This is a genomic window from Microbulbifer maximicatervae (SeqCode), from assembly GCF_052467305.1.
Window position 1 is genome coordinate 660,196 of record NZ_CP174306.1, and the last position, 12,665, is coordinate 672,860.

A 12,665-nucleotide genomic window follows, 5' to 3' on the forward strand; every position below is an offset into this window, starting at 1 on the left:
AATGGCAACTGCAATACCGTGAGGTCTTGTAGGGAGTAAGCTGCTAGCAAATGCGAGCTGACGAACAGGAGCATCATATAAGGCTTAGCCTGGAGGCGGGATGGCCAAGGACACCTAACAGATAGAGTCAATGATGCAGTGGTATAGTGAGCGTTCACGTTCTTATCTGGCGAATCTGTTTAGTTTACTAGGGTTAAGCTGTCAGCGTGGCCTCAGACTCATAAGTAGGCCCAACCTGCTAGCACTATCGCAGGGACATAAAAAGGTGGTGGAATATAGCAGCGTCTTGGTCAGGATGATTAAACAGAAGTCAGCCGATGGCATAGTAGCCTAATACCAAGATTATTACCTTGGGTAAGGTCAAGGCCTGAACCTGAAATCCGTGGGTTAAAAGACAGGGCTAGCCTACCGATATGTTTCCAATCGGATAAGTTGAGTTAGCACACTGCCATGACACTCAACTCAAATGAAGATCTGCCCGACACTACCGTTGTACGGATAGGGAACCGCTCATTGCGGACCCGCACGATGGGAGCTCCGGGGGCCGGTAGCTAAAACTACCGGCTATCAGATTTAGGTTTTGCGGCCTATTCATTAATAGGGGCTACCACACGTAGATATTGTTAAAGTAACTTGCTCATAATTATTATTGACTATATCTATTTCTTCGAAATGATATGAACAATCAACGTGACCTCTAGGCCGACTACAAAATCCATAACGGCCATCTTTATTCTTTAACCATAGATGGTGCGCTCCGCTCTCAATTTGTATTGCCGCTGCTTCCGTCACCTCTGCAGGCGGCTTTTTAATATACACCCAGCCTTCTGAAGGCTGCGCCATCGAACATTTCTTTGGTTGAATGACACAACCACTTATAGAGAGTACGGCAATAAGAAAACCGAAGTACTTCATCAATGTAAACCTAAGGATAAGCTAACCGGCAGCCGGCGCGAAGTACGATTTTGGCTGTCCGACGGAGGCCGCTTGAGGCCGGAGTGTAGTTAAACGCCTTGTTAAGTTTTTTTCGATAGCACATATTTTGACTCACCGCTCTCAATGACGAGCTTATAGTTCTTTAGTCTTTTACCGTGCGAGCTTAAGAAAATTGTCCCCTGTAGTATTGCTTCCTTGATGCAGTTTACGTTGCTTTCTGGCCCAATACGAATCAAAGCCTTTATACGGAGCTGTTTTTTGGAAACTCTGTCCAGATGCAAGTCTGTAGCTCCGTCACACCAGAAGGTCTTCGGTTGGGTTACTTGCTTAATCTTCCAAGTTACAAACCACTCTAAATCATTCTCAAGCTGCCTTCTTTGCCACTTTGACTTAGCTAGATTGGTGGCAAATTGATTTTCGACCTTTCGTATGGTTCTGTTTAGTGCTCTCTTGCTCGAATACTCATTCATACTCAGTAAACTTAACGCTCGTAGCTCGAGCAAAATAGAAGCGCAGCGCCAATTTTGTCGGCGTGCCTTTACTTGGTACGCCCAGCATGGGCGTGAACTAATGGGGAGAAAGTCCCCTGTAGGAGGATCACCATTTAATGGGCTCCATTAAATGCTAACTACTAGCGAATGGCAACTACAACATCACGAGGTCTTGCGGAGAGAAGCCGCTAGTAAAACTGCGAGCTGACGAACAGAAACATCTTATAAGGCTTAGCTGGAGCCGAGGTGGCCAAGTATGCCGAAGCTATGTGGCTAATGGGCCGGGCTAATGATGTAGTCGTGTATTGGAAGGTCACGTTTTTATCTGGAGAGATCTGTTTAGCTAGCTGCTGTCTGCTTGGCCGCTAAGTCATTAATTAGGCCTATTAGGAAGCCCACTTTATAGCTTATGTAGGTCTCAAGCCAATCGGTGCCATTTGTCAAAAGACGCCCCGTATCCTTGAGTGGCTGGACATCTCAGAAAAACACTGGTTCTATCTCAATCGAAACTTTGAAAGCCGCTTTAAAGGCCTGGTGGGATCAGCAGAGGCTGTACGGCAAGCTTGTATTCAGCGCAATAACCGCTGGGTACATGGCATAGGCGACTGCCAACGTTTCCTTTTTGTAAAGCCCCACCAATTCTCTCCCAATCTTTCGATACTATTCCTTCCGGTTTGGCCAAAATCACGCAATTTTCAAACCTCAAGCATAATTTTTTCAGTATTTCACTTTGCCGTACACCAGACCAGGAGAAATGGTCGTCAAAGTGGAAGGCCTGAACTATTTCCAGAGCCATCTTTCAATCTGTGGGTGTCCTATTGTTGCGGCTTTGTTATGCATGATGTAGGTCTTGAAGTCGCTTAAGGACTGGATCTAGAAGCCTATTTCTGAGTGTTAGCTCCCAGGAACCTTCACAAAACCTTTCTGCTCTAGCTGCTGCAGTTAAAGCCCACCTGACTTCTTCAAATGTGGCTCGATCAATCGAATCTAAAATATTTCTAATTTTCTTTGGCTGATATTCATATGCTACCCAAGGCGGGCGCTCTAAAAGATTCATAAAATCAGAGATCTCATCTGGATAATAAGGATATCCTTCATGACGAGTTACTTTTGGAAGCGCCAAAATCGCCAACTGATAGCATGATATTAACTTCTCTGTATCTTCAATATTCAATGCTTCAGTTCTCATGTGCATAACGCAAAGCTTTACGGACGCCGAAGCAACCCGTAGGTTTTCCGTAAGAGCTTTTTGTTATTATTTTACTTTGATTAATTAACATACTCCAACCATTCATTACAAAATATACTTTCAACGGCCATTTCTAACTGAAATATCTGAGGGTCAATCAGGTCGCCTCTAAATGTTGCACCTTTATCAATCCATGCTGAGTACTCAATATATGGATAGTGGCCTATACAGTACAAGGCGTACGACAACTCTTTGCTCAAACTGCTTGAACTTTTTAGGTTTTGAAATAGTGAATGCAAGTCAGACAGCAGTTGTTCTATATATTCCTTTCCTGGATCTTCACCCATTCTGGCCAATACCGGCAACCCTTTTTCACCTAATCCCGCGTTTATAATTCTTTCTTTAATCTCTTTCATATTTGGAAGTCATAACGCCCTAAGCAATACACAGGAGGTCCAGTGCATTGCATTGTCAGTTTTTTGAATCGCAGAATGATAGCTTGTTGCGTAAAACCAAATCAATAATCCCATTAGGATCTGAAGAAAGCTCGACGACTGATTGTTTGTTATCGCCGATTGGCATTCGATGACACGGATTAGACTGGATTTGATCGTTTTTCCGATAAAGAAAATACAGTTGAACTGAACCCAACTCAACAGGTATCCATGAGTCGTTAAATATAAATCGATCCCCTATTTCAAAAGAACCCTTGATTGAATTCAATACCAAAAAAGTTGAGTCGATACCTCGATTCAGATCTTGTAATCTCTCCCAGGCTTGGGAGTCACGCCACTCAATGGGCTTTGAGTTATATGAGCTAATTTCATATGTCAGATCTGCGTACGGAATTCGGCCTGAGATTTTCTTGGCAATAACAATGTCAGAGGCATTATTCAAATCAAAGCTTAAATTCTTATGATCATATTCAAACGAAATGGCTCGCTGAGAATAAAGGATGATTAATAAGGTTAGATATATAACTTTCATTGATCGAAGCCTGATGGAAACTAACGCCTTGTTCAGTTGCCGCCGGAACGGAGCGCTTTGTGCTAGCGTAAGCGTACAGTACAAAGCGAGCGGTGTAGGCGGTCAGATGCAGAAATTTGTTCAATCTTGGTTAGTTTACTTGGTTCTATATACGGGCCGAGGGTTGGGTCCAATGAATAATAGAAGTCTATTGTCTCCTTCAATAACTAAGTATTCACCTTGCAGGCATCCCGAAATTGAACCCTTAGGAATAGAGAGTTCATAGCCTTTAGGGTGATCAGTAAGGGCGAACACTTCTGTGTTCTGACCTTTCTGACAGCTTAGTGAAATATAGCGATCTAATTGATTGGTTACAATCTTTGCGTTGATAATTTTTGCCGGATTCTCAATGCCTACCGCGTCAGAAATTGAACTGAATAAATAGAATAGTAGGAATATGTTAGATTTCATGGTGCTTAGATTTTACGCCTTGCAGCATAGATCGTCGCGTAGCGACGGTCCTGCAGGCTGCGACTGTTATATTTCGTTTTTCTTGAGCTGGTTTTCAAGGCTCTTTAAATCACCCAGCACCCATACATCAGAGATTCGATCACCTTCAAAGGTAAATAAGGCGCACCCATTCCAAGTTACGCGTTTATGTGATGGTAAAAAGCCCATAAACTCATCTCTATGAAATCCGGTAAAGGACATCTTTGCAAAAACCTTGTGTCCCTCTTCTACGAGATCTTCAATAATGCATTTGTAGTCACCCAGCGCTTTGTGAACCATATCGACATATTCAGCGAAACCTTTGTGACCTCGCTTTTCCTGTCCCAATGATCCTCTAAAGGAGAAGCTCTCATGCAGGATCGATGGCATTGCTTTCTTATCGTGGGCATCCCAAAGAACCTCATAAAATCTTCGAACTTGATCTTTATGCACTAGTCATCCTCAGAAACATAACGAAGCAGAGTGTAAGCTGTCGGGCGCCAGAGGCGCGTAGTTAATTGACTTGGTATGCCCAGCATGGGCGTGAACTAATGGGGTGAAAGTCCCCTGCAAGAGGATCACCATTTAATGGGTCCATTAAATGCTAACTACTAGCGAATGGCAACTGCAACACCGTGAGGTCTTGTGGGGAGGAAGCCGCTAGCAAAACTACGAGCTGACGGACAGAAACATCATATAAGGCTTAGCCTGGAGGCGAGGTGGCCAAGGACACCGAAGCCGAGTGATCTAACGGGTAGAGTAAATGATGCAGTTGTGTAGTGAAAGCTCACGCTCTTATCTGGGGAGATCTGTTTAGCTTCCTGCTGTGAAGCTGTCAGCGTGGCCGCTGACTCATAAATAGGCCCAGCCCGCTAGCCACCATCGCGGGGATAGAAAAAATGGTGGAATACAGCTGGGCTCCGCTCAGTAATGAGTAGGGTGATTAAACAGAAGTCAGCAGAAGGCATCGTAGCCAAATGCCAAGATTAATACCTTGGACAGGGTGAAGGCCTGAACCTAAATCCACGAGTTGAAAGACAGGGCTAGCCTACTGATATGTTTCCAGTCGGTTAAAGTTGATGTAGCGCACTGCCATGACACTCAACTCAAATGAAGATCTGCTCGACACTATCGTTGGGTAGAGATTCATTATGGATAGGAACCGCCCATTGCGAACCCGCACGATGGGTGGTGTGGGGGCCGGTAGCTAAAACTACCGGTTACCCGATTTAAGTGCAGGACTATCTACCTGCACCACAGTTAATTTAAACCCTTTGATACCTAAGCCATCAAATTTTTTACGATGCTCTGGATACCAAATTGACACATTCGTTGTTTCAGCAGCCGACTCAATTCTGGGCTTTTGCCAATAGCTATAACTTTCTCGCCCTGCTAAATATGCGTTGTTAGAGTTTACTAGCCCAGAACAGTTTGGGGTGCCTATTTTAAATGTGGCACTATCTGAGAGCGGTGCTGATAAAGTGATGCTCTCGGTCGGGACTGTTTCCCAGACCTCTGCAAGCCCCATTTCTCCGGCGTGGCACAGATAATCTACTACGTTGCACTGGATGGTTGTTTTTGCCTCATGCTCACCTAGCTCGCTGGTAAAAACCATTTTTGCCTCGAAGTACTTCGTTTTTTCAACTAACGAAGTAAATGGCTTTTCTACGGCACAACTTGTAAAAAGAATTGGTTCAATACAACCAGTAAGTGCAATCGATGCAATTGTAAGTATGAGTAGCTTCATTTCCTTTGTACACTGGTCTTGCCCACAAAAAGTAGACACTCTAACTATGCGTATTTTCGTTCATACTCTGCTGGACTTACATAGCCCAATGCAGAGTGCCTACGAACCCTATTGTAGAAAATCTCAATGTATTCAAACACCTCAGATTTTGCTTGCTCTTCGCTTTCGAATGTTCCGGCATAGACCAGCTCGACTTTTAGCCTGCTAAAGAATGATTCCATTGCCGCATTATCCCAACAGTTAGCCTGGCGACTCATACTCGGCTTGCACTTGCTTTCGGACAAGAGATCCTGGTATTTCTGCGATCGATATTGCACCCCCCTGTCAGAGTGAACTATTAGTCCAGGCGTTATTGGTCGTCGCTCTAGGGCCATTTTCAACGCTCAATGTGTCAACTCATCGGTCATCTGGGAGTCAAATGCCCAACCTACAATACGTCGAGAGTACAGATCCATAACTACCGCGAGGTACAACCACCGCTCCAGAACCCAGATATACGTAATGTCACTAGTCCAGCGGCAATTTGGTCGTTCCACATCAAAGCAACGCTTAAGTAAGTTGGCGGAGACATTAATGCTCCCCTCTACGGGCTGACTATATCGAAAGCCTTTGCCGTTTCTCGCTTTAATATACTCCTATTGCATAAGCTTAGCGACGTAGTTCCGTGAACATGGCTCACCTAACTCTTGAAGCTCGCAAGCGATTCTAGGCGCTCCATAACGACCTTTAAACGCAGCAAACGTCTCTCGGGTTTTCTCGATTGTTCGTATCTTTCTAATCGTACGAGCAGATGGCAACCGCCCCCGCCATCGATAATAACCCGATCTTGAGACTTCTAAATACCGACACATCAAGCTAACCGGGAATGACCCTACATGCTCTTGTATCAGCGCGTACTTTACTCTTGGTGGTTCGCAAAGTACGCAGCTGCCTTTATTAGAAACTCAACCTCCTCACGAGCTTCATGCAGCTCCTTCTTGAGCTTGCAAACTTCAGCGCTTTCTTGTTTGGAATAGTCGACGCCGCCTGAACTATTGAACTGCTTGTCAGACAGTCGATTAAATTGACGACGCCAATTATAGATCTGCTGTGCGCTGACGCCTAGTTCTCATGCCACAGAAGCTGTTGTTAGTCCAGGCTTTTCCGCTCTCTTAACTGCTTCTCTGCGGAACTCCTACGTATACGCCTGAGTTCTTTTCTTACCCATGATACACCTCCGTGTTAGGCCTAAACCTAACTATACAGGGTGTCTACTAAACATGGGTAAGTCTTACACTTAACGCCTAAAGCAACGGCGAGCGTAGCGAGTCCAGGCCCGCAAGGCCGATTTTGGCTTTACTTGGTACGCCCAGCATGGGCGTGAACTAATGGGGTGAAAGTCCCCTGTAGGAGGATCACCGTTTAATGGATTCCATTAAATGCTAACTACTAGCGAATGGCAACTGCAATACCGCGAGGTCTTGTGGGGAGGACGCCGCTAGCAAAACTACGAGCGGACGGACAGAAACATCATATAAGGCTTAGCCTGGAGGCGAGGTAGCCAAGGATACCAAAGCCATGTGATCTAACGGGTAGAGTAAATGATGCAGTTGTGTAGTGAAAGTTCACGTTCTTAACTGGGGAGATCTGTTTAGCTTGCTGCTGTGAGGCTGTCAGCATGTCGCCGACTCATAAGTAGGCCTAACCCACTAGCCACCATCGAGGGGTAGACAAGAGTGGTGGAACACAGCAGCGCCTCGGTCAGTAATGACCAAAGTGATTAAACGGAAGTCAGCCGACGGTATAGTAGCCTAGCGCCAAGATTGTTACCTTGGACATGGTGAAGGCCTGGAGCCAAACTCTAAGAGTTAAAAGACAGGGCTAGCCTACCGATATGTTTCCAGTCGGATAAGTTGAGGTATTGCTCGGCCATGACACTCAACTCAAATGAAGGGATGCTCGACACTATCGTTGGGTAGAGAATCATTACGGATAGGGAACCGCCCATTGCGGACCCACATGATGGGTGGTGTGGGGGCCGGTAGCTAAAAACTACCGGCTACTCGATTTATGACGTGTCGAGCACCAATTAGATACCACATGATTTAAGTGCAATATTTACTCTACTGCTAGAACTTACTTGCTTATCGTGCCATAGTTCGTTAGCAGGTATTTTTGATACAGCTTCTGAAAAACATGCACATTTTTCTGCTTGGGCGGGATAGGCTTTTTCCAGAGTTTGGATATCGTAGTCTTGTGATTTTACGAGCCAAAGATCACCAAAAGAAGCAATCATTAAATTGGCAGCTAAGCTACCTTTAAAGTAGCAAGCCTTAATAAGATTTGAACGATGTAACTCAATAAATCCAGACTCTTCGATTCCCTTATATTTGCATTCAGAAGAGAAGCGATAAATTTCATTTTTAAGGTGGTTCGAATTTTTGTAAGTCCGCTTATTTAAAGCTTCTTCAGAGCTGCATTCGCACGAAATAGCTGCCATTTTAACACCTATTTCATTTTTTCTCTTTACAAGTTCAGATTTCTCGGGGTTGGTTCTCTTAAGCTTCTCTGCTTCTGTAAGGATTTGGCTACTCATATCATCCAACATGGCACTACAAATACGAACAGCCTCATATTTCATATCTGGAGAGGAGCCCGAAGTTTTTTTAGTAGTATCGTGACTAGTGCACGAAGCCAAGAGTATTAGTAGTACGTAAATATAATGTTTATTTTTATACATAGCGTGATTTATATGTGTTGGTTCTTATAGTCTTGTGTCATAACGCTAGCAATAAGGGCTGGCAAAAGCGTTTTCGCGCGCAGCACGACTTTTGATATCCCCTTGATTGCTTTGTTAGGTGGCTGAGTTAAGCACTCATTGCTTTCAAACATTCGGTTTCTGCATTTGCAAAAAGCACCATTTCCAAATCGTATAGTTTGTAACCTGGTAATGATTTTAGGCACTGTTTTAGAACATTGAGGTAAACTTGATAAGTATCATTTCTCTTTATTCTCTGCCAGCCCGCAGCAACAAGTGAACTCACCTTGAACTCTTCTTGATAAACGAAACCACTTTTATTGATTGAATTGCCAACTACATTATTCCGGCCGCTAATATAGTTGAAGGCTAGACCTGTAGAAACACCATGGTTCCACTGAACAGCATTTAAGCAGGCTGCAACTCTAGCATCATAAATAGCATATTTATCCATATCTACAATGGAGAAGATCTTGGAGTAACTTGCAATGCCTTTTAGCGGTGTTCGTGGTTTTTCTTTGATAAGCTCATTTACATATGATGTTAGAGTTTCATCTTTATTACCACGAACACCGCCCCAATCTGCTACTACCTCTTTTGATAGAGCAAGCTTATTTTCTGTATTTGAGCTTTGCCACTTTGCATTGAAGTGATGCTTTAATTCAATGTTCTGCTGGTATCCACTTTTACCTGATGATTCAAAATCAGAGATTTGTGGGATTTTCCATGAGTATCTGCTCTCAAGTTTTGGTACTTCATTTTTGAAATACTCAACAAGTGCATTAATACAATTATTCATTTTTACCTCTAAGGAAATGAAGAGTACATTCTTTTTGGGAGTGCTTTGTAAAGCCACCTAATAACGCCTAAGGCTCCTGCATCAAAACCAAAGCGGTCTGGTGCCTTTACTTGTATGGTTGTTCTTGCCCGATTCTGTTGTTGAAAATCCTTTTCGCTAACGGGTAAATTGAGACCCACCTTCGGCGGCCACCGAAGGCCTTGTTTATCACAGTTCGCTGCCTGGCCGGTTCGTAAAAGACCGATAACAAGTATGAACGTGATAAGCACTCACTAGGCATAACTCGGATAGTCATGTGGGCCTCGAGCCTGAATAGCAAGGCTGAGATAGCTGGAAGCCGTTTCTGGATGGAAGCCGTTTCTGGAAGGAAGCCGTTTCTGGAAGGAAGCCGTTTCTGGACACCCATCAAAGGTAGAGCTTAAGGCGTCACGGCTATTGACACAATACTGAAATCACAATAAAAATACTGGATATTAAAACAGTTAAATCCATACCCGATGACCCAGCCTCGCCGCTCACAGATCTCACTTGATGCGACTCCGTACTATCACTGCGTCTCCCGCTGTGTACGCCGGGCGTTCCTTTGTGGAAGAGATGCTCTATTGGGGAGGGATTATGAACACCGGCGCCAGTGGATTGAGATTGGGATGAAAAAGCTAGCTGCTATCTTTGCGCTGGATATCGCTGCTTATGCGGTAATGAGTAATCACTACCATGTGGTGCTCTATATCGATGCTAAAACGGCTAGAACTTGGTCTGATACTGAAGTCATTCTCCGCTGGCAGGAACTATTTAAAGCTTCTAATTTGGCTCAACGCTTTATTCAGGGTGCCTCTCTGGATTGCAGTGAAAAGAACAAGCTTAAAGAGCTGATTGAGCTGTGGCGAGAGCGATTAATGGATATCAGTTGGTTTATGCGCTGCCTAAACGAATCTATTGCTCGCCAAGCCAATGCAGAAGACCGCTGTACTGGCCGCTTCTGGGAGGGCCGTTTCAAATCTCAGGCGCTATTGGATGAAAGAGCTTTGGCTGCCTGCATGGCCTATGTCGATCTCAACCCTATCCGTGCCGATATTGCAAAAACCCCGGAGGACTCCGATCACACGTCCATTCAGCAGCGTGTTCGCGCTGTGATCTCAGGTGAGCAACCGAAGGAGCTACTACCGTTTGTGGGCGGCGAGCACCTTAATATGCCGAAAGGGTTGCCCTTTCAATTGGATCACTATTTGGCGTTAGTAGACTGGAGTGGCCGGCATTTAGACCCCAAAAAGCGCGGTGCCATTTCTCAAAACGCGCCCCCTATCCTTGAGCGGCTGGGAATCTCAACAAAACACTGGCTTTATCTTAATCGGAACTTTGAAAGCCGCTTTAAAGGCCTGGTGGGATCAGCAGAGGCTGTACGGCAAGTCTGTATTCAGCTCAATAAACGCTGGGTACATGGCATAGGCGATTGCCAACGTTTCCTTTCTGCAACGCCCCACTAATTCCCTCTCAACCTTTCGATACTATTCCTTCTGGTTTTTGGCCAAAATCACAAAATTTTAAAGCTCAAACATAATTTTTCTGTATTTAACCTCTTCCAGCTCCAGGAAGGAGAAATGGCCGTTAAAGTGGAAGGCCCGTACTACTTCCGGTGTCATCTTTCAATCTGTGGGTGTCCTGATGTTGTTTTTTGAAGGCCTGTACTTTTTCCTGTGTCATATTTCAATCTGTGGGTGTCCTAGTGTTGCTTAGATAAAATGCCAGCAAACCCAAAGGCTAATGCGAACCCCCCAGTCTTATATAGTTTATCCATTCCCTTAGAAAGACTATCTGATATGCGAACTACATCCTGCGTTGCTATTTGGTTCATATAGACATACCTATTGTTTGGTGGAGAGATTGATGCTTAACGCATAAAACACCTGTGGCAAAACCATAGGGAAGTGACGGTTTTGGCGTCGAGTGCTTTTACTTGGTACACCCAGCATGGGCGTGAACTAATGGGATGAAAGTCACCTGTAGGAGGATCACCATTTAATAGATTCCATTAAATGCTAACTACTAGCGAATGGCAACTGCAATGCCGTGAGGTCTTGTGGGGAGGAAGCCGCTAGCAAAACTACGAGCTGACGGACAGAAACATCATATAAAGCTTAGCCTGGAGGGGAGGTGGCCAAGGACACCTTACAGGTAGAGTCAATGATGCAGTGGTGTGTGAGCGTTTACATTCTTATCTGGCGGATCTGTTTAGCTTGCTAGGGTGAAGCTGTTAGCATGGTCGCAGACTCATAAGTAGGCCCAACCCGCTAGCCACCATCGCGAGGATATAAAATGGTGGTGGAATATAGTAGCGTTTTGGTCAGTGGTGGTCAGGATGATTAAACAGAAGTCAGCCGATAGGATAGTAGCCTAATACCAAGATTAATACCTTGGACAAGGTGAAGGCCTGAACCTAAAATCCATGGGTTAAAAGACAGGGTTAGCCTACCGATATGTTTCCAGTCGGATAAGTTGAGGTAGCGCTCTGCCATGACATTCAACTCAAATGAAGAGCTGATCGACGCTATCGTTGGTTACGGATAGGGAGCCACCCATTACGGACCTGCACGATGGGTGGTTTGGGGGCCGGTAGCTAGAAACTACCGTCCACCCGATTTATGTGACTGGCCACCAATATTCAGAGTTTCCAGCAGGTTTTACCAAACGTTCAGTATTTTCTGTTGCAAGATCATGGAGGTTAGTAGGCCATTGACCAGAATACCCCATAATTGCTGCATAAACAGAAACGACTGCATCCCACTCATGATCATTAGCTGTATTTATTCGCACACCCAACAGGTCAGATACAAAAGCATTCATACTATGTGAGCTAAATTTATAATCATACTTGTCTCCAGCCAATTCAAAATATAGAACTTTGGGATGGGTTTCTGTGATTCTAATATTTGGGTTTTTTTTCCTCAACTCGGACATTACAGACATACCATTAAGCCCCATAGAACCAAATAAACTATTTGCAGAGGCAATGCTATGAGTGATTTTCCTATATCTCTGTTTTAGCCAGCGATCAGCTGGTCTCCACCCACTTAAACCAGTAGACCATATTGTTAGTGTATCAATAGCCAGAACGTCTACTGTAGTAGCTTGAGAGGCAAACTTAATAACATCTTCAGCGGTAGAAAGGGTCTGAATTTCGAGATCTAGAATTTGATTGTCATTGATGGTTGCTAAAGCTACACCATGAACCCCATTTCCACCGGGGTCGTATCCTAAAATCTTTCCTGAAAAACTCATAACGTTCTCAAATCACATAACGCCGCGCCTGTGTT

The 12,665-nt window shown here is 44.5% G+C and carries 13 protein-coding genes and 1 pseudogene; 1 reads left to right on the forward strand and 13 read right to left on the reverse strand.

All coding sequences use genetic code 11. The annotated features are described in order from the left end of the window. Positions 1–594 precede the first annotated feature (594 nt). The 12 genes and pseudogenes from ACJJI4_RS02930 to ACJJI4_RS02975 form a co-directional block, all read right to left on the reverse strand. Positions 595–915, reverse strand: coding sequence for a hypothetical protein (locus tag ACJJI4_RS02930; RefSeq protein WP_444894831.1), 321 nt, complete (start codon positions 913–915; stop codon positions 595–597). Positions 916–2,259: 1,344 nt separating this feature from the next. Further along, on the reverse strand, positions 2,260–2,616 hold the full coding sequence (locus ACJJI4_RS02935; protein ID WP_444926990.1) for a DUF6508 domain-containing protein: 357 nt from the start codon (positions 2,614–2,616) through the stop codon (positions 2,260–2,262). 80 nt (positions 2,617–2,696) lie between these two features. Beyond that, a complete protein-coding gene (locus tag ACJJI4_RS02940) occupies positions 2,697–3,032 on the reverse strand; it encodes a hypothetical protein (RefSeq protein WP_413664758.1) in 336 nt (111 codons plus the stop codon). Positions 3,033–3,087: 55 nt separating this feature from the next. After that, positions 3,088–3,603, reverse strand: coding sequence for a hypothetical protein (locus ACJJI4_RS02945; RefSeq protein ID WP_444926991.1), 516 nt, complete (start codon positions 3,601–3,603; stop codon positions 3,088–3,090). A gap of 516 nt (positions 3,604–4,119) precedes the next feature. Further along, entirely contained in the window at positions 4,120–4,524 is a 405-nt protein-coding gene (locus tag ACJJI4_RS02950; RefSeq protein ID WP_444926992.1) for an ester cyclase, read from the reverse strand. Between the two features lie 760 nt (positions 4,525–5,284). Then, complete coding sequence (locus ACJJI4_RS02955) at positions 5,285–5,818, reverse strand: hypothetical protein (protein WP_444926993.1); 534 nt, start codon at positions 5,816–5,818, stop codon at positions 5,285–5,287. A 44-nt stretch (positions 5,819–5,862) separates the two neighbouring features. After that, positions 5,863–6,192 (reverse strand): IS3 family transposase, encoded by a 330-nt coding sequence (locus ACJJI4_RS02960; protein WP_507021924.1) that lies wholly within the window; start codon positions 6,190–6,192, stop codon positions 5,863–5,865. Positions 6,193–6,201: 9 nt separating this feature from the next. Next, the gene (locus ACJJI4_RS24095) at positions 6,202–6,354 is read right to left on the reverse strand and encodes a DDE-type integrase/transposase/recombinase (protein ID WP_507021925.1); all 153 of its coding nucleotides are present in this window, start codon (positions 6,352–6,354) and stop codon (positions 6,202–6,204) included. 99 nt (positions 6,355–6,453) lie between these two features. Continuing rightward, a complete protein-coding gene (locus ACJJI4_RS02965; protein ID WP_444926994.1) occupies positions 6,454–6,669 on the reverse strand; it encodes an IS3 family transposase in 216 nt (71 codons plus the stop codon). A 47-nt stretch (positions 6,670–6,716) separates the two neighbouring features. Then, positions 6,717–6,914, reverse strand: a pseudogene (locus ACJJI4_RS24100) (transposase); the annotation flags it as partial. 972 nt (positions 6,915–7,886) lie between these two features. After that, the gene (locus tag ACJJI4_RS02970) at positions 7,887–8,438 is read right to left on the reverse strand and encodes a hypothetical protein (RefSeq protein ID WP_444926995.1); all 552 of its coding nucleotides are present in this window, start codon (positions 8,436–8,438) and stop codon (positions 7,887–7,889) included. A gap of 226 nt (positions 8,439–8,664) precedes the next feature. Further along, positions 8,665–9,411 (reverse strand): hypothetical protein, encoded by a 747-nt coding sequence (locus ACJJI4_RS02975; protein ID WP_444926996.1) that lies wholly within the window; start codon positions 9,409–9,411, stop codon positions 8,665–8,667. 590 nt (positions 9,412–10,001) lie between these two features. Here ACJJI4_RS02975 and ACJJI4_RS02980 point away from each other — a divergent pair. Then, positions 10,002–10,838 carry a transposase gene (locus tag ACJJI4_RS02980; protein ID WP_444926997.1) on the forward strand — a complete coding sequence of 279 codons (837 nt, stop codon included), beginning with the start codon at positions 10,002–10,004 and terminating at the stop codon, positions 10,836–10,838. A gap of 1,153 nt (positions 10,839–11,991) precedes the next feature. Here the strand turns inward: ACJJI4_RS02980 and ACJJI4_RS02985 are convergent. Beyond that, complete coding sequence (locus ACJJI4_RS02985) at positions 11,992–12,630, reverse strand: hypothetical protein (RefSeq protein ID WP_444926998.1); 639 nt, start codon at positions 12,628–12,630, stop codon at positions 11,992–11,994. Positions 12,631–12,665: the final 35 nt, after the last annotated feature.